At 71.2% G+C, this 21,085-nt stretch carries 21 protein-coding genes and 1 pseudogene; 11 read left to right on the plus strand and 11 right to left on the minus strand.

Translation table 11 applies throughout. The features are described 5' to 3' along the window. Positions 1–12: 12 nt before the first annotated feature. The gene (locus IG86_RS0106280; RefSeq protein WP_030895347.1) at positions 13–546 is read left to right on the plus strand and encodes a hypothetical protein; all 534 of its coding nucleotides are present in this window, start codon (positions 13–15) and stop codon (positions 544–546) included. Position 547: 1 nt separating this feature from the next. Here IG86_RS0106280 and IG86_RS0106285 read toward each other — a convergent pair whose 3' ends face one another. After that, on the minus strand, positions 548–1,102 hold the full coding sequence (locus IG86_RS0106285; RefSeq protein WP_030895349.1) for a DinB family protein: 555 nt from the start codon (positions 1,100–1,102) through the stop codon (positions 548–550). A gap of 128 nt (positions 1,103–1,230) precedes the next feature. Here IG86_RS0106285 and IG86_RS0106290 point away from each other — a divergent pair, with 128 nt between their 5' ends. Then, positions 1,231–2,421: an acyl-CoA dehydrogenase family protein gene (locus tag IG86_RS0106290; RefSeq protein ID WP_030818443.1), complete on the plus strand. Its 1,191-nt coding sequence runs from the start codon at positions 1,231–1,233 to the stop codon at positions 2,419–2,421. Between the two features lie 283 nt (positions 2,422–2,704). Here the strand turns inward: IG86_RS0106290 and IG86_RS0106295 are convergent, their stop codons facing one another. Then, positions 2,705–4,408 (minus strand): SulP family inorganic anion transporter, encoded by a 1,704-nt coding sequence (locus IG86_RS0106295; RefSeq protein WP_030895351.1) that lies wholly within the window; start codon positions 4,406–4,408, stop codon positions 2,705–2,707. Between the two features lie 87 nt (positions 4,409–4,495). Beyond that, the gene (locus tag IG86_RS0106300; protein WP_234316019.1) at positions 4,496–4,903 is read right to left on the minus strand and encodes a pyridoxamine 5'-phosphate oxidase family protein; all 408 of its coding nucleotides are present in this window, start codon (positions 4,901–4,903) and stop codon (positions 4,496–4,498) included. 340 nt (positions 4,904–5,243) lie between these two features. Here IG86_RS0106300 and IG86_RS0106305 point away from each other — a divergent pair, with 340 nt between their 5' ends. The 3 genes from IG86_RS0106305 to IG86_RS0106315 all read left to right on the plus strand — a co-directional run bounded on the left by IG86_RS0106305 (position 5,244) and on the right by IG86_RS0106315 (position 7,159). Beyond that, positions 5,244–5,708, plus strand: coding sequence for a Crp/Fnr family transcriptional regulator (locus tag IG86_RS0106305; protein WP_030895355.1), 465 nt, complete (start codon positions 5,244–5,246; stop codon positions 5,706–5,708). A gap of 25 nt (positions 5,709–5,733) precedes the next feature. Continuing rightward, positions 5,734–6,372, plus strand: a complete 639-nt coding sequence (locus IG86_RS0106310) for a CBS domain-containing protein (protein WP_030818435.1) — start codon at positions 5,734–5,736, stop codon at positions 6,370–6,372. 88 nt (positions 6,373–6,460) lie between these two features. Then, positions 6,461–7,159, plus strand: coding sequence for a response regulator (locus IG86_RS0106315; RefSeq protein ID WP_030818433.1), 699 nt, complete (start codon positions 6,461–6,463; stop codon positions 7,157–7,159). A 15-nt stretch (positions 7,160–7,174) separates the two neighbouring features. Here IG86_RS0106315 and IG86_RS0106320 read toward each other — a convergent pair whose 3' ends face one another. From IG86_RS0106320 to IG86_RS0106340, 5 genes and pseudogenes are all read right to left on the minus strand, one after another. After that, positions 7,175–8,932: a sensor histidine kinase gene (locus IG86_RS0106320; protein WP_244305792.1), complete on the minus strand. Its 1,758-nt coding sequence runs from the start codon at positions 8,930–8,932 to the stop codon at positions 7,175–7,177. Between the two features lie 118 nt (positions 8,933–9,050). Next, positions 9,051–9,254: pseudogene (locus IG86_RS45280) on the minus strand (DUF1918 domain-containing protein); the annotation flags it as partial. A gap of 35 nt (positions 9,255–9,289) precedes the next feature. Continuing rightward, a complete protein-coding gene (locus IG86_RS0106330; protein WP_051784997.1) occupies positions 9,290–11,866 on the minus strand; it encodes a cation-translocating P-type ATPase in 2,577 nt (858 codons plus the stop codon). Between the two features lie 7 nt (positions 11,867–11,873). After that, a complete protein-coding gene (locus tag IG86_RS0106335) occupies positions 11,874–12,737 on the minus strand; it encodes a universal stress protein (protein ID WP_030895366.1) in 864 nt (287 codons plus the stop codon). Next, positions 12,734–13,642: a universal stress protein gene (locus IG86_RS0106340; protein ID WP_030895370.1), complete on the minus strand. Its 909-nt coding sequence runs from the start codon at positions 13,640–13,642 to the stop codon at positions 12,734–12,736. Before IG86_RS0106340 ends, IG86_RS0106335 begins: the two co-directional genes overlap by 4 nt. Before the next feature lie 253 nt (positions 13,643–13,895). Between IG86_RS0106340 and IG86_RS0106345 the strand changes: the two genes are divergently transcribed. The 6 genes from IG86_RS0106345 to IG86_RS0106370 all read left to right on the plus strand — a co-directional run bounded on the left by IG86_RS0106345 (position 13,896) and on the right by IG86_RS0106370 (position 19,004). Beyond that, the gene (locus tag IG86_RS0106345) at positions 13,896–14,564 is read left to right on the plus strand and encodes a CBS domain-containing protein (protein ID WP_030895373.1); all 669 of its coding nucleotides are present in this window, start codon (positions 13,896–13,898) and stop codon (positions 14,562–14,564) included. 34 nt (positions 14,565–14,598) lie between these two features. Then, positions 14,599–15,468 (plus strand): universal stress protein, encoded by an 870-nt coding sequence (locus tag IG86_RS0106350; RefSeq protein ID WP_030895376.1) that lies wholly within the window; start codon positions 14,599–14,601, stop codon positions 15,466–15,468. Positions 15,469–15,738: 270 nt separating this feature from the next. Then, positions 15,739–16,371: a CBS domain-containing protein gene (locus tag IG86_RS0106355; RefSeq protein WP_030895379.1), complete on the plus strand. Its 633-nt coding sequence runs from the start codon at positions 15,739–15,741 to the stop codon at positions 16,369–16,371. A gap of 13 nt (positions 16,372–16,384) precedes the next feature. Next, on the plus strand, positions 16,385–17,056 hold the full coding sequence (locus IG86_RS0106360) for a CBS domain-containing protein (protein ID WP_078905815.1): 672 nt from the start codon (positions 16,385–16,387) through the stop codon (positions 17,054–17,056). Positions 17,057–17,088: 32 nt separating this feature from the next. After that, complete coding sequence (locus IG86_RS0106365; protein ID WP_030895384.1) at positions 17,089–17,967, plus strand: universal stress protein; 879 nt, start codon at positions 17,089–17,091, stop codon at positions 17,965–17,967. A gap of 23 nt (positions 17,968–17,990) precedes the next feature. Then, positions 17,991–19,004: an Acg family FMN-binding oxidoreductase gene (locus IG86_RS0106370; RefSeq protein ID WP_030895387.1), complete on the plus strand. Its 1,014-nt coding sequence runs from the start codon at positions 17,991–17,993 to the stop codon at positions 19,002–19,004. 21 nt (positions 19,005–19,025) lie between these two features. On the opposite strand, the gene IG86_RS0106375 is transcribed toward IG86_RS0106370, so the two are convergent. From IG86_RS0106375 to IG86_RS0106385, 3 genes are read right to left on the minus strand one after another with little or no spacing between them, the layout of a single operon-like run. Next, positions 19,026–19,847 carry an ABC transporter permease subunit gene (locus IG86_RS0106375; RefSeq protein ID WP_030895390.1) on the minus strand — a complete coding sequence of 274 codons (822 nt, stop codon included), beginning with the start codon at positions 19,845–19,847 and terminating at the stop codon, positions 19,026–19,028. After that, complete coding sequence (locus IG86_RS0106380; RefSeq protein ID WP_030895393.1) at positions 19,844–20,761, minus strand: ABC transporter ATP-binding protein; 918 nt, start codon at positions 20,759–20,761, stop codon at positions 19,844–19,846. Before IG86_RS0106380 ends, IG86_RS0106375 begins: the two co-directional genes overlap by 4 nt. Before the next feature lie 37 nt (positions 20,762–20,798). Next, positions 20,799–21,083: a DUF1876 domain-containing protein gene (locus IG86_RS0106385; protein WP_030895396.1), complete on the minus strand. Its 285-nt coding sequence runs from the start codon at positions 21,081–21,083 to the stop codon at positions 20,799–20,801. Between the last annotated feature and the right edge of the window lie 2 nt (positions 21,084–21,085).

The following is a 21,085-nucleotide window of genomic DNA, read 5'->3' on the forward strand; positions in this document are numbered from 1 at the left end:
CGGGGGGCGGACGTGGACACACAGCGGGGACGCACCGACCGCAGGCGCTTCCTGCTGCTCGCCGGGATCCCGCTGCTGACCGTCGGCGCGGGTACGGCCTACGCCGTGTGGCCCGGGCCGGCCGAGCCAGGGCCGCAGGTGCGCACCGATCTGGAGCCCCTGAACGCGCGCTTCGGCCCGTACGTGGGGCCCCTGGCCGAAGCGCACTGGCTCGGCTACGACATCGACGAACCCCCCGGCGGCAGCCGCACCGTCCCGGGCCCCGACTCCAGGATCCGGCTGGTCGGCATCGCACGCCTCGCGGCCGGCGGGGCGGCGGCGATCACGGGCAGGGCGGAGTACGCCTTCGCGCCCGGGGGCGCCGCGCCGTCCGCCCTGCCCGCCGAGCTGGAGCCGTACGCGCCGGGCGGCGCGGCCTGGCAGCACAGCCCGCAGTTCGACGCGTACGCCAACCGCGAGGGGGCGGAGGGGCACCCGTCGGGGGAGTACCACTTCGACGCGGCCCGGGACCTCGTCCGCTTCGACCTCCTGTACCTCTACACCTGAATCAGATGCCCACGGCCCCGTCGATCCGCTCGCGGAGCAGGTCGGCGTGCCCGTTGTGCCGGGCGTACTCCTCGACCATGTGGATCAGCACCCAGCGCAGGGACACCCTGCCGCGCCACACGTCGTCGCCCTCGACGTCCAGGTCGGGCGCCTCGGCGACGAAGCGTTCGGCGAAGGCCACTTCGGCGCGCCAGGCCTCCCACGCCGCCTCGACGGCGCCGGGGTCGTCGGGCAGGGCGCCGTCGAAGTCACCGTCCGGATCCTCCTCGGAGGAGAAGCGGGGCGGGGCGTCCTGACCGGCCAGGACCTTCCGGAACCAGCGGCGCTCCACGTCGGCCATGTGCCGCACCAGCCCGAGCAGCGAGAGCGTCGACGGTTCCACCGACCGCCGCGCCAACTCGGTTCCCAGCCCGGCGCACTTCAGCTCCAGCGTCGCCCGGTGGTCGGCCAGGAAGGCGGCCAGCATGGGCCGTTCCCCGCCGGTGGCGGGGCCGCCGAAGCGGGCCTCACGCGCGGGGTCGACGAAGAATTCCGCTCTGCTCAGTGGGCTCGTCATGGGTCGAAGTATGGCCGCCGGAGCCGAACGGCCGCCGCGCGGGTCCTTCCGAATTCTTGCAACAGGTTCTAATCTGACCGCCGCCATCGCAGCGAACCCGTTGTGGCCGCGAGATTCCCGGAGGGGCCGTGCACCTCGAATACACGCCTGAGCAGCAGCAGTTGCGCGCCGAGCTGCGCGCCTACTTCGCCGAGCTGGTCCCTGAGGACGTCTACGCCCGCTACGAGGACCCGGCCGCGCAGAAGCGGTTCTACCGCGAGACCATCCGCAGGCTCGGCTCCGACGGCTGGCTCGGCGTCGGATGGCCCGAGGAGTACGGCGGCCGCGGGATGACCCCGATGGACCAGTTCATCTTCTTCGACGAGGCGGCGCAGGCGGTCGTACCGCTTCCCCTGATGGCGCTCAACACCGTCGGGCCGACCATCATGCAGTTCGGCACCGACGAGCAGAAGGCCTACTTCCTGCCCAGGATCCTCTCCGGGGAGATCGACTTCGCCATCGGCTACAGCGAGCCCGACGCCGGCACCGACCTCGCCGCGCTCAAGTGCAAGGCGGTCCGCGAGGGCGACGAGGAGACCGGCACCTACGTCGTCAACGGACAGAAGATCTGGACCACCAACGGCGACACCGCCGACTGGGTCTGGCTCGCGGTGCGCACCGACCCGGACGCCCCCGCGCACAAGGGCATCACCATGCTCCTCGTCCCGACCTCGGACCCCGGCTACTCCTGCACCCTCATCAACACCCTGGCCTCCCACGACACGACGGCCAGCTACTACGAGGACATCCGCGTCCCCGCCGCCCGCCGCGTAGGCCGGGAGAACAAGGGCTGGCGCCTGATCACCAACCAGCTCAACCACGAGCGCGTCACCCTGGCCGCGCACGGCACGATGGCCATCCGGGCCCTCCACGACGTCCAGCGCTGGGCCGCGTCGACGAAGCTCGCCGACGGCCGCCGCGTCATCGACCTGTCCTGGGTCCGCGGCAGGCTGGCCCGCACCCACGCCCGCCTCGACGCGATGAAGCTGCTCAACTGGCAGATGGTGAACGCGGTCGAGGCCGGCACCCTCACCCCGCAGGACGCCTCCGCGGTCAAGGTGTACGGCTCCGAGGCCCGCCGCGACGCCTACGCCTGGCTGATGGAGATCGTCGGCGCCGCCGGCCCCCTCAAGGACGGCTCCGCCGGCGCGGTCCTGCACGGCGAGCTCGAACGCGGCTACCGCAGCGCGGTCATCTTCACCTTCGGCGGCGGCAACAACGAGATCCAGCGCGAGATCATCTCCTGGATAGGCCTGGGCATGCCCCGCGTCCGCCGCTGACAGGATGTGACCAGCCTTTTGGGTGGGCACTTAAGCAGGCCGGTTGGCACCGCTCACCGTGCTCGTCGAGAGTGCGGCGGTGCCGAGGGACGCAGACCCGTGACGGCACCTCGGCTGCCCGCCGAGTTCCTGATCGAGCTGCCGGAACCGATCGCCGCATTCTTCGGCGCGGCGACCCGGCGGTCGGCAACGGAGGTCCGCGCCATGACACTGGGTCTCGGCCACCGCGGCGCCGATGATGAAGCGAATGCTCAGGGCGGCGTCCTACCTCTCGGAGACTTGGTCAGAGGGCTGGATCGTGGCCCGTGGCGCGCTGCCAGTCGCGATAGGCGGCAACGGCTGTGGGGAGCGTGGGGAAGATGCGCTCCTGGCCGACTGCGGCTGTCAGGCCGTAGGCGTCGAGGGGGCGGCGCAGGTCCTGCTTGACGCGGGCGAGGGCGAAGACGATGTCCCGTTGGGTGAGTTCGGAGCGCAGGGCCTCGACGGCGTCGAGGGCGGTGATGTCGACCTCGACGTTGGCCTCGGTGTTCAGGACGAACCAGTGGACAGGTTCGTCCTGGACCGCCACCGAGGCCAGCGCCCGGCGGCGGAAGTCCTCGGCGTTGGCGAAGAACAGCGGTGAGTCGTACCGGTAGATGAGGAGACCGGGAATGGTGCGCGCGGTCGGGTAGTCGTCGATGTCGTGCATGCCGGCCAGACCGGGCACCATGCCCTCGACCGCGTCGTGGGGGCGGGCGACCCTGGTGAGCAGTTCGGCGACGGACAGCGCCACGGCGAGCAGTACGCCGTACAGGATGCCGAGGGTGAGGACGCCGAGTCCGCAGCCGAGGGCCAGCAGGAACTCGCGGCGGCGGAAGGATGCCAGCCTGCGGAATTCGCCCACTTCGATCAGGCGTACGGCGGCGTAGACGACGATGGCGCCGAGGGCGGCGGTCGGGGTGTGGGCCAGCAGCGGTCCCAGGAAGAGCAGGACGGCGGCCACGCAGACGGCGCCGACGAGGGAGTACGCCTGGGTGCGGGCGCCCGCGGAGTCGGCGAGGGCGGTGCGGCTGGCGCTGCTGCTGACGGGAAAGCCGTGCAGGACGCCGGCGCCGATGTTGCACACACCGAGCGCCAGAAGCTCGCGGTTGGCCGCCAAGGGATGCGGATCGTCGTGGCGGGCGAAGGCGCGCGCGGTCAGGACGACGTCCGAATACCCGACGAGGAGCACTCCGACGGCGGGCAGGACCAGGTCGGCGTAGTCCGACGGATCGGGCAGGGCAAAGCCCGGAAGGCCCGTCGGGACGACTCCGATGACGTTGATGCCGTGGTTCGCGTCGAGGGCGAAGCCCGCCACCGCGGCGGTGGCGAGCGCCAGCACGACCAGGGGCCCGGGCAGCGAACGCCACAGCAGGGGCAGGGCGAACAGAAGGGCGAGGCACCCGGCGGCGAGCACGGCCGTGGGCCGGTGCACGTCACCGAGGTGACGGAGGAAGGACAACAGCTGAGGGAAGAAGCCCGATCCGCTGCCGCTGGTCCCGGTGAGGCGGGGAAGCTGGTCCACGATCATGATCAGGGCGACCCCGGCCAGGTACCCGACGAGGACCGGCCGGGAGAGGAGATCCGCGAGGAAGCCCAGTTTGACGGCCCACGCGGCGAGGCAGAGCAGGCCGACCACGACGGCCAGGGCCGCCGAGAGCAGCGCGTACCGGGCGGGATCGCCGGTCGCCAGCGGGCCCACGGCCACGGCGGTCATGAGGGCGGTGGTCGATTCCGGTCCCACGGACAGCAGTCGGGACGACCCGCTGAGGGCGTAGAGGACCATGGCCGGGAGGGCGGCCCAGAGACCGACGACCGGCGGCAGTCCGGCAACGCCGGCGTACGCCATGACCTGCGGTACCAGATAGGCGGCGACCGTGATGCCGGCCAGCGCGTCACCCCGGAGCCAGGAGCCGCGGTATCCGCGGAAAGCAGGCGGGACCGCCGTGGTCCGACCGCGCTTCGGCATGGCACCTCCGGAACTCCTGCGGGCGTGTGCCGCACCATCGTGACGTGCGAAGGGCCCCGTGGAGGTGAAGCGCGCGAACAGGCGGCGCTACGGGCCGCCCTCGCGCAAACGGAAGCCGGTGACCAGGTCGGGCCGGATCCGGATCGCCCCCGATGCGCTGCCTGCGGCCCAGGGCTCCAGGAGGCGCACGTACCGCTCGATCTCTTCCGGGTCGGTGACAGCGGTGGCGTAGCCGGTGGCGACCACGCTCCAGCCCAGGTGTTCACCCGGATCGATGTCGTCGGCCTCGTAGGCGACGACCACGCCCGCACCCTGCTGGGTCGCGAGCAGCGCCGCCAGCGTCGATCCGTCCTGGACGCGGACGATGATGTCGCCGGCATCGAGAACGTGGTTGACCGGGCGTACGGCGGGCAGCGCGTGACGTGTGAAGACGATCCGGCCCAGTTCGGCGGTGCCCAGCAGGTGCAGCGCCTCGTCGGCGCTGAGCTCTTCCATCTGCCGTCCCGGCGCACCGACGGGAGACGAACCGGTGGTCGCACCGGCCGGGTGGCTTTTCATCGTGGACGTCCTTCGTCGAGCGAACAGGCCGCGATCCGGATGGACGGCATGGTGAGGGAGGCGGACACCCCTGGTCTCCATGCCGTGCCTTCCCGTGTGTCGCGCGCCTGCCGGTCGGACAGGGGCGAAGCCCGTGAACGGGCCGTCTGCTGCCAGGATCTCCGCGTGCGCCGATCTCGGGCAGGGGCCGATCGGCCCCTGGACGGGACCACAGGGCCCATGCTCGGAACCGGCGGAACCACCAAGACTGAAGACGGACTCGAACAGGAGGCCGTCCATGAGCACCCCATCACCCACCCGTATCTCCGAGGCGCTGCCCGCCGACTGCCGCTCCCGTCTGATGGAACTGGCCCGAGAGGTCAACTTCGAGGAAGGGACGCGTCTCTTCCGCGAGGGCGGCCACGCCGACCGGTTCTGGATCGTCCGGTCCGGCACCGTCACCCTGGACGTCCACGTGCCCGGGCGGCGCGCCGCGGTCATCGAGAGCCTCGGCGCCGGGCAGCTGGTCGGCTGCTCGTGGCTCTTCAAGCCCTACTCCTGGCGCCTGGGCGCCGAGGCGATGACGCCCGTCCGCGCGTACGAGTTCGACGCGGAGCGCGTACGGGCACTGATGGACGCCGACGCCGCCTTCGGCTCCGCCCTGGGCCACTGGGTCGGGCAGGTCCTCGCCAACCGGCTGCAAGCCGCCCGCGTGCGTCTTCTCGACCTGTACGCGCCCTACGGCAGCGGCAGTTTCCTCTGATCCTCCCCACCGCGAAGGAGCGGTCATGCCCGCACCCCGCTACACCGTCAGTGATGTCATGACGCACACCGCCGTCGCCATCGGCCGGGAGGCGTCCTACAAGGAGATCGTCGAGCTGATGCACGAGTGGAAGGTCAGCGCGGTCCCCGTCCTGGAAGGCGAAGGCCGGGTCGTCGGAGTCGTTTCGGAGGCGGACCTGCTGCCGAAGGAGGAGTTCCGACGCACGGACCCCACCCTGCCCGATCAGCTGGAGGAAGCGTCGAAGGCCGGCGGGGTGCTGGCCGAGGAGCTCATGTCGAGCCCGGCGATCACCGTGCACCCCGACGCGCCCGTCGCCGAAGCCGCCCGGATCATGGCCCGCAAGCACGTCAAGCGCCTGCCCGTGGTGAACGCGCTCGGCATGCTGGAAGGCGTGGTCAGCCGCAGTGACCTCCTCAAGGTGTTCCTGCGACCCGACGAGGAGCTCGAGGAGGAGATCCGCCAGAGCGTCCTCACCGAGCTGACACCGGGCTTGAGCGTGGACTTCGCCGTACAGGACGGGGTTGTCACTCTGCGCGGGCCGCTGCGGGACCGGGCCCTGGTTCCCCTTCTCGCGCGGGCGATCCGCGCGGTCGAGGGCGTCGTGGACGTCCGGATGGAGCTGGACGGCGCCGTCGCCGCCTGATGCCTTCCTGCGGTCGCGGGGTGCGTTGCACGCCTTCTTGAGACAATTCGGATGGAAATGCGTCACAGGGAACGAACCAGGGGCGATCATGTCCGATGCTTCGAACGCCTCCGCCGGGGCGCCGATCAAGGTGTTCCTCCTCGACGACCATGAGGTGGTCCGGCGCGGGCTGCGCGACCTCCTGGACGCCGAGCCGGACATCACCGTCGTCGGCGAGGCGGGCACGGCCGAGCAGGCACTGGCCCGCGGGCCGGCGCTGCGCCCGGACGTGGCCGTGCTCGACGTGAGGCTCCCCGACGGCGACGGCATCACCGTCTGCCGGGAGCTGCGCTCCCGCATGCCCGGCCTCGCCTGCCTGATGCTGACGTCCTTCGACGACGAGGACGCCCTGCTGGACGCGATCATGGCGGGTGCCGCCGGATACGTGCTGAAGCAGATCAAGGGCTCCGACCTGGTCTCCGCCGTACGAACGGTGGCGACCGGGCAGTCCATGCTGGACCCGGCCACGACCGCCCGTCTGATGCACTCCCTGCGGGACCCCGAGGCGGCGAAGGAGCCGGAGGACGCCCGGCTGGCGGCTCTGTCCGAACGCGAGCGGGCCGTTCTGGAACTCATCGGAGACGGCCTCACCAACCGGCAGATCGCCAAGCAGCTCTACCTGTCCGAGAAGACTGTCAAGAACCACATCTCGCGGCTGTTGGGGAAGCTCGGCGTGGAGCGGCGGGTCCAGGCGGCCGTGATCGCCGCCCAGGTGCACGAGCACGACACCGGGACGGCGAAGCACTAGCGACGACGGTGACGATCACCGCGAGGGGGGAGCCAGGGGTACCTGCCACTCCAGGTACGTGCCTCCCTTGCCGTCACCCCGCGCTGAGGCCTCCATCCGGCCGCCCAGCCTTTCGGCACGCTCTGCCAGATTGCGAAGTCCGCTGCGCCGGCCGTTCTCGGGCAGGCCGATGCCGTTGTCGGTCACGGTGATGGTCAGGTTTCCGGCGGCTGCGGCGATCGAGACTTCCGCCCGTGTGGCCTCGGCATGGCGGGCGACGTTGGTGAGTGCTTCCCCCACCACGGCGAGGGCCTCGTCCGCGACGGCCGACGGTACGTCGGTGTCGATCAGTCCCTCCATCCGCAGGGCCGGGGCGAAGCCGAGGGCTGCCGCGGCCTCGTCCATCGCCTGGACCAGGCGGGAGCGCACCTTGGATGCCTGACCGGGGGTCTCGTGCTCGCGGAGTCCGAAGATGGTGGAGCGGATGATCTTGATGGTGGCGTCCAGGTCGTCCACCGCGCGGGTGAGCCGTTCGGACGCCTCGGGGTGGTCGACGAAGCGCTGGGCGCTCTGGAGGGTCATGCCGGTGGCGAAGAGCCGCTGGATGGCGAGGTCGTGCAGGTCGCGGGCGATGCGGTCGTGGTCCTCCAGCAGGCTCATCTGCTCGGCGTCGCGGCGCCGGCCGGCAAGCTCGAGCGCGAGGGCGGCCTGGCCCGCGAACCCCGGCAGCGCGGCGATCTCGGCGGTGGCGAACCCGGGGCGGCCGTGCCGCCGGGCGAGCATCAGGACGCCGCTGAGCCTTTCCTTGGTGCCGACGGTGACGGCCACGGCCGGGCCGAAGCCGGTCCACCTCTCGGGTTGGACGGTGACGCGCTCGTCGGTCGCCACGTCGGGGACCGTGATGAGGCCGTCGCGGGCCAGAGCGGCCTCGGCGAGAGTTCCCTGGGTGCTGGGCAGGACGATTCCGCGGTGAGCCTCTGCTCCCTCTCCGAGGGCGAGGGAGCCCCGCAGCTCACCGGCGGAGCCCAGCAGGTAGAAGACGCCCATGTCGGCGGCGGTGATGTCCTTGGCCCGCTCCAGCATGCCTTCGAGCACGTCGTCCTCGGGTGCTCCGGAGAGCAGGGCGCTGGTGATGTCCGCGCTGGCCTCCAGCCAGCGCTCACGCAACCGGAGACCTTCGAAGAGCCTGGCGTTCTCGATGGCGATGCCGGCCGCCACCGCGAGGGTCGACAGGACCGCCTCGTCCTCGGCGTCGAACTCGACTCCACCGCGCTTCTCGGTCAGATAGAGGTTGCCGAAGACCTCCTCGCGGATCCGGATGGGGACTCCGAGGAAGGAGTGCATCGGCGGGTGGTGGGCCGGGAACCCGTACGAGGCAGGGTGCTCGGACAGTTCCGACAGCCGCAGGGGCTCGGGGTGGCGGATCAGCTCGCCGAGGATGCCGTGGCCGGAGGGCAGGTCCCCGATCCGCCCGCGCAGTTCGTCACTGATGCCGACGGGCAGGAACTCGGCCAGCTTCTTGTCGGTCCCGATGACTCCGAGGGCCCCGTACTCGGCGTCCACGAGCACCACGGCGGCCTCGACGATGCCGTGTAGGACCTGCGGCAGGTCGAGTTCCCGGCCCACCGACATTACGGCTTCGAGCAGCCCGTTCAGCCGGTCCCGGGTGCCCCTGACCTCGTTGATCCGTACCTGCAGCTCATCCAGGAGTTCGTCGAGCCGCAGCCGGGGAACACCACTGCTGGTGGGGTGCTCGCCTGCGCTCGGGCCGACGGGCTGATCGGCTGCGCTCATCCCCACCTCCGGCCGGAATCGATGGCGAGAGCGCCATCGATTCCACGGTATCTCCGGCCGGGTGGCCCGGCCCTCCCGCTCAGCGGGCCCTTGCTCCGTACGGCCTCTCCTCGTGTCGCGGCGTGCCGGTTTCATCGTGGAGGTGCCGGACGTGGGCGTCCGGGCCGGGGAAGAACACGGTGGTACGGCCGGTGTCGGACCAGCGCACGTCGTAGGGAGGGGTGCCGTCCTGATGGTGCAGGGCGATGACTTCTCCGTCTCGGCCCGGCTTTCCGACGGTGGGGCCGCCCACGACGATCTGGTCACCCACCTCGGCGTGGATTCCGTGCCCGTAGACCGGTGAGTACGCGTTCATGGTCATGCCTTTCTGTGGAATGCGCCCCGCAGGAGTCGGGCGGCGACGAATGCCGCGAGGGCTGCCGCGGTGGCGAGGCCTGTGCCGGCCCAGCCGACCGGCTGGGTGCTCAGCAGCGACTGCAGCGCGGGAACGTGCAGGGCGGCCATGGCGAGGAGGGCGGAGGCCGCCACAGAGGCGGGGAGGAAGAGGTTCCGGGTGGTGAGCAACCGGGCCCGCAGCCCCAGGGCCACGCCCAGCTGCGCCCCGAGCAGGGACAGGAAGAGCACGCTCTGCCAGGGCAGGCCCATGGCACGCGCGCTCATGCCGGCGATCAGGCTGAATGCTGTCACGGCTGCAGCGAGGACGAGGAGGCGTTGCCACACGCCTGCGGCCAGGATGTGCTGTCCCGGCGGCCGGGGCGGGCGCCTCATGGCCTGCGGCGCGGCCGGTTCGGCGCCCATCGCCACACCGGTGAGGCCGTGGGTGAGGAGGTTGATCCACAGGATCTGCCCCGCCCGCAGTGGCAGGGCCAGGCCGAGCAGGGGACCTGCCAGCATCACGAGGATCTCGGCGGCCCCACCGGCCATGGCGTAGACGAGGAAGCGCCGGATGTTGTCGTAGACGCGGCGGCCTTCCTCGACGGCAGTGACCACGGTGGAGAGCTCGTCGTCCGTGAGGACGAGGTCGGCGGCCTGGCGGGCCACCTCGGTGCCGCGGGCGCCCATGGCGACGCCGATGTCGGCCTGGCGCAGGGCTGGCCCGTCGTTGACGCCGTCCCCGGTCATGGCGGTCACTGCGCCGCGGGCCCGCCAGGCGTGGACGATGTCCAGCTTCTGCTGTGGATCGGTCCGGGCGAAGACGCGGACCGCGGTCAGATCGGTGTCCGGTGCCGCGGCCAGCTCAGGTCCGGTGACGACCACGTCGGCCGGGCCTTCCTCGACGAGGCCGGTGCGCACGGCGATGGCGTGGGCCGTCGCCGGGTGGTCTCCGGTGATCAGGACGGGGGTGATGCCGGCGGCGCGACAGGCCGCCAAGGTGGCGGCGGCGGTCGCTTTCGGTGGATCGCTGATGGCGACCAGGCCGAGAAGGCGTAGGCCGTGTTCCGCCTCGGCAGCAGGTGGGTGCCACTGGAGTCGTTCGGCGCCCGCTACCGCCAGGACCCTGAATCCGTGGGCAGCCAGCCGTGCTGCCTGCCGATGCGCTTGGTCCAGGACCTCGGGCGGGTCGGCCAGGACCGTCGCGGCCAGGACGGTCTCCGGCGCCCCCTTGAGGCAGACCAGTACGTTGCCGTTGGGCAGGTGGTGGAGGGTGGTCATCCGTTTGCGCAGGCTGTCGAACGGTGCTTCTCCGATCCGGGGACGGGCCTGTTGCAGCTCGGTCGGGTCGGGGCAGCCTGCTTTGGCAGCGGCTGCCAGCAGCGCGGCCTCCATGGGATCGCCCACAGCCGTCCAGACGTCGGAACGGCTCCGGGGCGGCTTGAGGCTCGCGTCGTTGCACAGGGCCGCCGTGGTGAGCAGCTCCTGCAGGGGGCGCAGCTGCTCGGGGGTGAGGGCGTGTCCGGCACGGGTCAGCTCTCCGTGAGGTTCGTATCCGCTGCCGGAGAGGTCCGCTGCTCCGGCCGGAGTCCACACGTGCTGGACGACCATGCGGCCCTCCGTGAGGGTGCCGGTCTTGTCCGTGGCCAACACACTCACCGAGCCGAGCGTCTCGACCGCCGGGAGGCGTCGGATCAGGGCATTGCGGGCCGCCATGCGGCGGGCCCCGAGGGCGAGGGCAAGGGTGACGACGGCGGGCAGGGACTCGGGCACCGCGGCGACGGCCAGGCTGATGGCGGTGACCGCCATCGTGCTCACTTCGAGGCCGCGTACGAGCCCCAGGGCGAAGAACAGCACGCACAGGGCGAGAGTGACGGCGGCCAGAACGCGGCCGAGGGACGCGAGGCGGCGCTGGAGCGGGGTCGGTTCGTGTTCTCCGTCGAGGAGCGCTGCGATGCGTCCGAGGGCACTGGCGGATCCTGTGGCCGTGGCGGTCGCGACACCCCGGCCGCGCACCACGACGGTGCCGGCGCTGACCGTGTCACCCGCGGTCTTGGCGACGGGTTCCGATTCCCCGGTGAGCATGGACTCGTCCATCAGGAGAGCGGACGCCTCGGTGAGATCGGCATCCGCGGCGACGATGTCTCCCTCGCCCAGCAGCAGGCTGTCACCCGGCACCACGAGCGCTGCCGCCACTTCGTGCGCTTCACCGCCCCGCCGTACTCGGGCATGCGGGGCTGAGAGAGCGGAGAGCGCGGCGACCGCGCGGTCCGCCCGAACTTCCTGGGTCACTCCCACGGTCGTGTTGAAGACGACCACCAGGCCGATGACGACGGCGTCCGGGTGGTCGCCGATCGCGACGGTCAGGAGTGCGGCGCCGAGCAGCACCATGATCAGTGGATCGCGCAGCTGTGCCAGCACACGACGGTGGAGCGGTGTGGGCCGTGGCGGTTCCACCTCGTTGCGGCCGTACCTGGCCAGCAGGCGTTCGGCCTCGGCCTGTGTCAGCCCCGTCGGGGTCGGGGAGCCGACAGGCGGCGTGTCGATCGCGCGGCCGCTCATGGCGCACTCATCCGGTCGGGACGGTGATCACGGGGCAGTGTGCGCGGTGCAGAAGACCGTGGACGACGGATCCGATCCGCATGCCGGTGTATCCGCCGGTGCCGCGGCGGCCCACGACGACGGACAGGGCGTGCTCGGCGGCCCTGGCCAGCTCCTCGACGGGGTGGCCGGTGAGGACCTCGTGCGTCACGTGCACGTCCGGGTACTTCTCGGACAGGCCGGCTGTGGCCTCGGAGAGCAGAGTGCGCTGGGCTCGCAGCGCCACCTCCTCGTCGCCGAGCATGATGAGCGGCGGCTGCCACACACAGACGACCCGCAGTGCCGCACCCCGAAGGTCGGCCTCGTCGAAGGCGAGGGCCAGCGCGGCCGTGGCGGACGCGCCGCCGTCGATGCCCGCCACGACGTAGGGCGGCTGCTGGCTGATGTGCTCGGCGTCGCCCACGACGACGACGGGGCAACGGGCCTGGGCGGTGACGGGGACCACGAGCGAGCCGGCACTGAAGAACTCCGCGGTGCGGCCCAGGCGCCGGGAGCCGAGGACGATCATGCGGGCCTCTCGCGCAGCGCCGCCCAGCACGGGGGCGGGGAAGCCCCCCAGCAGATCACCGGTGACGCTCACTTCGGGTTGGCGGTCGCGCACCCAGTTGCAGGCTTGTCCGAGCCTGTCGGCTCCGGCTTGCCGCAGGGCCGTCTGGCCGGGGGTGTCGTCGACGTGATGGGTGTCGTGCTGGGGCGGTACCGCGAGCACCAGGCGCAGCGGGAGCCTTCGCCGTTGTGCCTCGTCGGCGGCCCAGGCCAGGGCGAGGTGCCAGTCCCGCTCCGGGTCGACACCCACGACGATGTCATGGCTCCCTGTCCGGTGGCTGGTCATGACCGGCTCCCGAAGTCGCTGCCGGTCCGGGGAATGAGGAGGACCGGGCAGTGGGCGTGGTGCAGCAGAGTGTGCGTGGCTCTGCCCAGGCTGGGAGCGAGTCCGAGGGGCCCGGGAACCCGACGGCCGCCCATGACCAGCAGGTCGGCATGGCGGGACGCCTCGACCAGGACACCGGCCACGGAGGTGCTCTTCTCCGCATCCGCCTCTACGTCCAGGTCGGGGAACTCCTCGCGGATCGCGCCCGTGACGGCCCGCAGGGTCTCTGCGTGCCCGCCTGCGATCGCGTCGACCCCGTCGAGCATCGTGACCACCTCGCCGACGGACTCCAGCACGTTCCACACATGGAGCAGCCGCAGGGAAGCCTTGTGCAGCTCGGCTTCCCGGGCGGCGTATTTGGCGTACAGGAGGTCGTGCTCGTCACGGACGGCAGCGAGGACGGTACCGGTCTCCTCGGCCCCGTCGATGCCGCGGACGACGATGACGGGGGTCATGGCGGCGGCCGCGACGTCCATGCCGACCGAGCCGAGCAGGAGGGAGTTGAACCCGCCCAGGCCGCGGTTGCCGACCACGATCGTGCCGTGGAGCGCGCCGGCCCGGTGCAGGCTGTCGACTGCGCCCGCACGGCTGAATTCGGTGGTCACGTTCAGCCCGGGGTACTCGGCCGACACGGCCTTCGCCGTGTCGTCCAGGAGCTCCCGCCCGTTGACGCGGACCCGTTCGATGATCTCCGCCGACAGGTACAGGGCCCGACCGTCGGTGTCGGCGCCATAGACGATGTGCAGGGGACGGTCCCGGCGTACGGCCTCCCGGGCCGCCCACAGCGCGGCGCTGCGCGCCGACTGCGAGCCGTCCACGCCGACGACGACCGAGCTGGTGTCAGGCGTACGGAATGTGCTTTCCACGATTCCTCCCAACCGAGAAGCCGATGAGGGACACCCTTCACGCTGGCACCGTCGACGCTTCGGGAAGAGGGCCGCCCGGGACCGCGGACGGGACCAAAGGTCCCCCGTCGTCCCGGGCTCGGCACCTGGGGTCCTTACGGGCCCCGGGACGGGACCGTTCGGCCCTCGCTCACCGGCAGGTGCCGACACAGGGTGGGTTCACACCCGACAACGGACATCGGCCTCGCGTGACACGGCGGAGCAGGAGGACCTCATGAAGCACATCAAGGTGGCCGATCTCATGACCGACGAGGTCGTCTCCGTAGCCCCGGGCACCGCCTTCAAGGACATGGTGAAGCTCCTCGCCCAGTACGACATCTCCGGAGTCCCCGTCCTGGACGACGAGGACCGCGTGGTGGGCGTCGTGTCGCAGACGGACCTGCTGGCCCACGCGGGCCCTGGCCCCGATACCTCCTGGCAGAACGGCACGGCGGCGGAGCCACCCACCGCGGGCGACGTCATGTCCGCGCCCGCTGTCACTGTCCGCGCTGAAGAGACCGTGGCTGACGCCGCCCGGCTGATGACCCGCCGGGGCATCGAACGCCTCCCCGTCGTGGACGTGGAGGACCGGCTCGTCGGCATCGTCACCCGCCGGGACCTGCTCCGCATCTTCTTGCGCCCCGACTCCGAGATACGACGACGTATCAACGACGAGATCCTCGTGGAGGCTCTCGGTGTGCCGGCCGGTGATGTCGAGGTCCATGTGGTGGACGGCGTCGTCGCCATGGACGGCCATGTCGAGCGCCGGAGTCGGCTCACCGCACTTCTCGGCCTCGTCGAGCAACTCGACGGGGTCGTCACCGTGGCATCGCACGTCACCGCACGGACCGACGACACGGCAACCACTCGCGCCGACCATGCCCGCCACGCGATGCCGTGGTGACGGGGCGCCGGACCGGACGCAGGAAGGCGCAGCCATGAAACACCACGTCACCGTCGGAGTTGACGGCTCCCCGGAGAGCAGGGCGGCAGCACGCTGGGCCGCGCGGGAGGCCGTCCTGCGGAAGGTGCCGCTGCGGCTCGTGCACGCCGTCGACTGGCCCTTGGACCCTGTGCTCCCCGGCCTGGGCCACCAGGACGTCGACCGCTGGGCGGACCAGGCCCTGACCGAAGCCGCGCAGGAACTGCACGTGCGCCACCAGAACCTGGAGATCACGACCCGCTGCCTGACGGCCCGGCCGGCAGCCGCCCTCGCGGCCGAGGCCGCCGACGCCGGGCTGCTCGTTCTGGGCTCGCGCGGTCTGGGCGGCCTGGTCGGATTCGTCGTGGGCTCGGTGGCCATGTCCACTGCGGTCGCCACGGACACCCCGGTCGTCCTCGTTCGCGTCGCCGACGACCCGGACGGGCCGGGCACCGGCTCCGGCGCCGAGATCGTCGTGGGCGTCGACATCCATGAAGCGTGCGACCGGGTCCTCGCCTTCGCCTTCGAAGAGGCGGCTCGCCGTGACTGCCCGCTGCGGGCCGTGCACGGCTGGAAGATGCCGACTGCCTACAGCTACGTCCCGTTCTTCGACCCGGACAACGAGCGGGACATCGGCAGGAGCGTCACGCACATGGTGGGCGACACGCTGCTGCCCTGGCAGCACAAGTTCCCCGACGTGAACGCCCGCCACAACGTGTTCATGGGATCGGCGGGTGAACACCTCGTCCGGGCCTCGCAGGGCGCGGGACTCGTCGTCGTGGGACGCCATCTGCGCCGCTCTCCCCTCGGCGCGCACCTCGGCTCGGTCGCCCACGCGGTCCTGCACCACTCAGCGGCCCCCGTGGCCGTCATCGCCCACGACTGAAGGAGCGGAAACCCGTGAGCGTCCGTGCGAGGAACGCAGCAAAGGCGGAAAGAGTCCGCCCGCTTCTCGCGGATCCCGATGGTGCGGTGCACGGCGCTCGGCCGCTTCTCCGCATCCTCGCAAGGACCCTTTCCGCACTTCCACGGAACCACCCCCGGGCGGAGCCCACCGGGGCCGTCCGGGCCGCCTCGGGCCCCGGACGGCCCTACCAGCAGAAGGGTCGCCCTCGCACCATCGCGAGTACCGGCCGTCCCGTCGAGGAGGAAGACAATGAAGCGCCTGCGCAACGTCGAGGACGTCATGACTCACGCCGTGATCTCCGTCGACCGGGGAACCGCGTTCAAGGACATCGTGGAAGAGCTGCGGATGTGGAACGTCAGCGCGCTCCCCGTCCTGGCCCAGGACGGACAGGTGGTCGGCGTCGTCTCCGAAGCCGACCTGCTGCTCAAGCCCCAAGGCACCGACACGGCCCACGACACCACCGCCGAGCAGCTGATGACCCGCCCGGCCGTGACCGTCACGAAGGACGCCACCATCCCCACCGCGGCACGCCTGATGGCCCGCAGACACCTCAAGCGCCTTCCCGTGGTCGACGGCGACGGCCGCCTCGTCGGCGTCGTCAGCCGCGGTGACCTGCTCAAGGTCTTCCTGCGTCCGGACGAGGACCTCGGCGCCGAGATCCGCGAGCTGATCATGTACCAGCTGCTCCCGCAGGTTCCCGCCGAAGCGCACGTCCACGCACACGGTCCCGTCGAGGTGCACGTCCACGTCGCCAACGGCATCGCCTACCTCACCGGGTCGTTGCCGGACCCCGCGATGGAGGACGTCGTCGTACGCGCCGCCGGCACCGTACCGGGCGTCGTCGACGTCAAGGCGGATTTCACCGCTCCCGTCTCCGCATGAGAGCACGGCCGCCATGAGGCACCGCAGTGTCGCGGAGCTGATGACGCGCACCGCCGTCACCGTCCGGCGCACGACCGCGTTCAAGGAGATCGCCCGGCTCCTGAAGGAGTTCGACATCACCGCCATGCCCGTCATCGACGAAATCGGGCACCCGGTCGGCGTCGTCTCCGAAGCAGACCTTCTCCGCCGGCGGCTCCCCGGCGGTGCCGCAACAGCCGAGGAGCTGATGACGAGCCCGGCCGTCACGGCCCGACCCGAGTGGAGCGTGGTCCGCGCGGCCCGGGTCATGCAGCGGCACCGGGTCAAGCGGCTGCCGGTCGTCGACGAGGAAGGCCGCGTGGTCGGCATCCTCAGTCGCAGCGATCTGATCCAGCTCTTTCTCCGCCGCGACCACGCGATCCAGGAAGAGATCCTCGAGGACGTCCTCACCCGGACACTCCGCATCGCTCCTTCGGACGTCACCGTGGAAGTCGACGACGGCGTGGTGAGGCTCAGCGGCACCGTGCCGCATCCCGGGCTGTTGCCCGTGGTGGTGCGTCTTTGCCAGAGCGTCGACGGGGTCGTCGACGTCGACAACAGACTCACCTGCGCCGCTGCCGAACGGAGCCAAGCGGCCGGAGGGCCGGTCGGTCCCGGGTTGGGCCGCTCGGTCCTTCCCAGAGGCCCCGCAGGCGGAAGAGCCTGAAGGCAGCGGTTTTCCGACCCAGGAGGAACACCATGTCGAACCGGATCACGGTAGGTCTGGACGGATCGGGCGCCGGCAGCGCCGCAGCCGACTGGGCCGCCGACGAAGCCGAACTGCGCGGCGCGGCGCTGGAACTCGTCCACGCCGAGGACTGGGCACAGTACGGGCCCTTCGCCGCGCCACTTCCCGAACCGCGCCGCCAGTGGGCGGAAGACCTCCTCTCCCTCACCCGGGACCGGCTCCTGCGCGAACACAGCACGCTGGACATCAGCACCCACAGCACCAGAGGGCTCGCGGCCTCCAAGGTCCTCGCCTCGTCCGCAGCCGATGCGGACCTGCTTGTCCTCGGCTCTCGTGGTCTCGGCACCGTCGCAGGGTTCATCGTGGGCTCGACCAGCTCGGCGACGCTCCCCGAGACCGACACACCCGTCGTCCTCGTACGCTCCACCGGCGGCCCGGACCCTCGGCGCAGGCTCGCGCACGATGCCGGGCCGGTCGTGCTCGGACTGGACCTGCGCAGCCACTGCGACGGGCTCCTCGCCTTCGCCTGCGAGGAAGCGGACCGTCGGTCCTGCCCCCTCGTCGTCGTACACGGCTGGTCGCTCCCGCCTGTCCTCTCCTACGCTCCCGCCCTCGATCCCGGCATCGAGAAGGAGATGGCCGACGGACTCGAGACCACGCTCCGCGAGCTGCTGATTCCCTGGGAGCAGAAGTACCCGCAACTCGCCGTCGACGCACGCATCGTCACCGGCCAGCCCGCCATCCAAATCCTGGACGCGGCGTCTGGCGCGGCGCTCGTCGTGGTCGGCCGGCGTATCCGCCGTCCGGCACTCGGACCCCGCATCGGCCCCATCACCCATGCGGTGATGCACCACGCCACCTCACCGGTCGCCGTCGTTGCGCACGACTGAGGCCGCACAGACAGGACAGTCCCGTGACCGCAACACACTTCGACCCCGACACCGTCATCCGGCTCGTCGGCGACGCCGTCACCGCCCCGTCCATGCACAACGCCCAGCCGTGGAAGTTCGTGTTCCAGGCCGGCAGCGGTGCCCTGGCCCTGTACGGCGACCCGGAACGCGCCATGCCCCGAACCGACCCGGATCACCGCAGCCTCCACCTCGGATGTGCTGCGGCACTGTTCAACCTGCGCGTGTCCGCAGCGTGGATCGGTCTCCCGGTTCGCGTGCAGCTCTTGCGCGACGACGCCGAGCCGTGGCTGCTCGCCACGGTGACCATCGACGAAGCCGGGGTCGCGGATCGCGAGCTGGCATCCCTGCACGACGCCATCCGGCGTCGGCACACCAGCCGGTACCCCTTCACTGAGGAACCGGTGCCGACGGCAGTGCTGGACGGTCTGTGGAGCGCGGCCCGCCTGGAGGGCTGCCGACTGACCGTCCCGGACACCTGGCACATCGACACCGTGCTCGGGCTGGTACGGGACGCCGAACACCGCGAGGAGATCGATCCGCTCGCCCGGGCGGAGACCGCGGCCTGGACCTCCCCCACGCAGAACGCTTCGGGCACACGCCGCGACGGCATCCCGGCCGCCGCCTTCGGTCCCAAGGCCTCCGGCGGCCCGGCCCCCGTGCGCGACTTCGGTTGGGCCAACCCGATACCTGATCGCGGCTGGGCCGTGTTCGAGAAGCGGCCACAGCTGGCTCTCCTGAGCACCGAGGGGGACACGAGAGCCGACTGGATGCGCGCCGGCCAGGCGATGGAACGCGTACTTCTCCAGGCCACCGCCGACGGTCTCGCCACCTCGATGACGTCCCACCCACTGGAGTGGCCTGAACTGCGCTGGCCGGCCCGCGACCCGGTGGCGGCCATGGGACACGTGCAGATGGTCTTCCGCCTCGGCTACGGCCCCGCAGGCCCCGACACACCCCGCCGCCCGTTGACCGAGGTACTGGAAATTCGGGATGAGGAACCGGCGGCAGACGCGTAGACGTTCGAATGGCCAATCCGCTCAGGGCGCGAGGTCCCGGCGTCGGAGCAGCAGATGAGCGAGCAGGATGCCCAGCACTCCCGTCCCGACGAGGATCCCGAGCTGGGGCCAGAGCACCCCGCCCTCGGCCAGGGCGTCGCCCGGGGCGTAGTAGTGGAAGGGGCTGAGGAACCTGAGCGGGGCCGCCGGCCCCCAGGCCAGTGCGATGAAGTTGACGGCGAATCCCACGGCTCCGATGGCGATGGTCGCGCCGATCACCTGGGCCCGGCGTCGTCCCGCAGCCGATACGGCCATCGCCGGCCCGATCAGGCACAGGGCGAAGCCGAGGCCCATGACCCCGGCGGCGAAGACTCCGCCAATCGGCACCGCACGGTGGATGTCCGGCGACAGAACCACCCCCGCCGCGACCGTGAGGGTGGCCGCCAGGTTGAGGGCCAGGGCCGCGAGGACGAGCGCGGCGGTCCGTTCGGCCAGCAACCGGGTACGGCTGACGGGACGCACCATGACCAGTTCCACCGTCCCGGATTCCACGTCCGCGGCCACGGCGGCCGCGGCGAGCGAACCGATCGCGGTGAGCTGCATGGCGATCCAGAACGGGTGGGTGAGGCCGGCGCCCAGCAGGCCGGGGTAGCTGGCGATCGATACGCCGCCGCTGGACCCGCTGAAGGCCCGATAGGCCGAAGGAGGTCCCTTACCGCCCGCGGAGAAGAGCTGGCCCGGAGAAATCGTGTTGGCGACCACCACGATGAGCGCCTCGAAGACGACCATCCCGATGATCAGGGCGGCCAGCATCCGGCGTCGCCGGTACAGAGCGAGCCACAGCAGCGGCCACTGTCCTTTCACGGCTCTTCCCGCACGGCGCCGTTTCGGTACAGGTCCATGAAGGCCTCGTCCAATCCGGCTTCCTCCACCGTGACGTCGGCCACCGGCCGGCTGAGCAGTGCGCGCAGGGCGCCGACCACTTCGCTCGGCGGTACGAGTAGCTCCACTCGGTCCCCTTGCCAGTGGGGGGCCCAGCGCTCTGCGTCGCCCAGTGGGCGTGCCCCCTGTCCGTCCGCGAAGGACAGCCTGATCCGTCTGGCCCGGGCCTCGCGCAGGCCGGCCACGCTCTGGACCGTCACCAGCCGTCCGTCCCGGATGATCGCCACCCGGCCGCACGTGCGCTGCACTTCCGGCAGGATGTGGCTGGAGAGCAGGACGGTGCGTCCGGCGGCGGCAGCCTCGCCCAGCAGCGTGAAGAACGTGTCCTGGACCAACGGGTCGAGTCCCTCGGTCGGTTCGTCGAGCACCACCAGGTGTGGATCGTGCTGCATCGCCTGCACCAGCCCGAGCTTCTGCTTCATGCCCCGCGAGTAGCCCCCGACGGGGCGGGCGAGGACTGCTGGTGTCAGTCCCAGCCGGTCGCACAGCTCGCCGCGGCGGGGCACCGGAGCTTCCTGGAGCGCCGACAGCAGATCGAGGGTTTCCGCTCCGGAGAGTTCCGGGTACAGGCGTAGCTCACCCGGGAGGTAGCCCAGGTGCGGGGCCACCCTGCTGTGATCGGTGATCGGGTCCAGCCCGAGCACGCGAACACGTCCCTCGCTGGGCCTGAGCAAGCCGGTGAGACATCGCAGCGTGGTCGTTTTCCCGGCGCCGTTCGGGCCGAGGAAGCCGAACACCTCGCCTGTTCCCACGGTGAGGCTCAGGCGGTCGACGCCGACCACCGGCCCGTACCTCTTGGTCAGTCCGGTCAGCTCGATCGCCGGCCCGTCGCTCATGGGTCCAGTCTGTGGCCGCTGCCGGAGACCCGCCCGCTCATCCAAGGTCGTAGGCCGTGAGGGGAGCGCGCTGCGGTGAGGCTCCCGCTGCGGCCATGTCTCCGTAGGCGGTGCGCTTGAGCTGTTGCGCCAGGTTCTCCAGTGCTCGGGCGGCCGCGAGTTCGTCGCCGATCTCGGGCACGTCCTTGTCCGTCGGGTTGCAGCGGGCGGTGCCGCGGCCCGTGAGACGGGTGGTGCCGGTGTCGAGTTCGACGCGGGCCTTGGTCGTGTGCTCTTCCTCGAAGAGATAGAGGTGCGTCTTCCATTCGCTCGTGTGCGGCATGG

Origin of the sequence: Streptomyces virginiae (genome assembly GCF_000720455.1) — a bacterium.
GTDB lineage: Bacteria > Actinomycetota > Actinomycetes > Streptomycetales > Streptomycetaceae > Streptomyces > Streptomyces virginiae.

Bases quoted from the DNA above. Each gene is read 5' to 3' on its own strand.
- IG86_RS0106285 (WP_030895349.1), bottom strand. From the start codon at position 1,102: ATGACGAGCCCACTGAGCAGAGCGGAATTCTTCGTCGACCCCGCGCGT.
- IG86_RS0106295 (WP_030895351.1), bottom strand. From the start codon at position 4,408: ATGCCGAAGCGCGGTCGGACCACGGCGGTCCCGCCTGCTTTCCGCGGA.
- IG86_RS0106300 (WP_234316019.1), bottom strand. From the start codon at position 4,903: ATGGAAGAGCTCAGCGCCGACGAGGCGCTGCACCTGCTGGGCACCGCC.
- IG86_RS0106305 (WP_030895355.1), top strand. From the start codon at position 5,244: ATGAGCACCCCATCACCCACCCGTATCTCCGAGGCGCTGCCCGCCGAC.
- IG86_RS0106310 (WP_030818435.1), top strand. From the start codon at position 5,734: ATGCCCGCACCCCGCTACACCGTCAGTGATGTCATGACGCACACCGCC.
- IG86_RS0106315 (WP_030818433.1), top strand. From the start codon at position 6,461: ATGTCCGATGCTTCGAACGCCTCCGCCGGGGCGCCGATCAAGGTGTTC.
- IG86_RS0106320 (WP_244305792.1), bottom strand. From the start codon at position 8,932: ATGAGCGCAGCCGATCAGCCCGTCGGCCCGAGCGCAGGCGAGCACCCC.
- IG86_RS0106330 (WP_051784997.1), bottom strand. From the start codon at position 11,866: ATGAGCGGCCGCGCGATCGACACGCCGCCTGTCGGCTCCCCGACCCCG.
- IG86_RS0106335 (WP_030895366.1), bottom strand. From the start codon at position 12,737: ATGACCAGCCACCGGACAGGGAGCCATGACATCGTCGTGGGTGTCGAC.
- IG86_RS0106345 (WP_030895373.1), top strand. From the start codon at position 13,896: ATGAAGCACATCAAGGTGGCCGATCTCATGACCGACGAGGTCGTCTCC.
- IG86_RS0106350 (WP_030895376.1), top strand. From the start codon at position 14,599: ATGAAACACCACGTCACCGTCGGAGTTGACGGCTCCCCGGAGAGCAGG.
- IG86_RS0106355 (WP_030895379.1), top strand. From the start codon at position 15,739: ATGAAGCGCCTGCGCAACGTCGAGGACGTCATGACTCACGCCGTGATC.
- IG86_RS0106360 (WP_078905815.1), top strand. From the start codon at position 16,385: ATGAGGCACCGCAGTGTCGCGGAGCTGATGACGCGCACCGCCGTCACC.
- IG86_RS0106365 (WP_030895384.1), top strand. From the start codon at position 17,089: ATGTCGAACCGGATCACGGTAGGTCTGGACGGATCGGGCGCCGGCAGC.
- IG86_RS0106380 (WP_030895393.1), bottom strand. From the start codon at position 20,761: ATGAGCGACGGGCCGGCGATCGAGCTGACCGGACTGACCAAGAGGTAC.
- IG86_RS0106385 (WP_030895396.1), bottom strand. From the start codon at position 21,083: ATGCCGCACACGAGCGAATGGAAGACGCACCTCTATCTCTTCGAGGAA.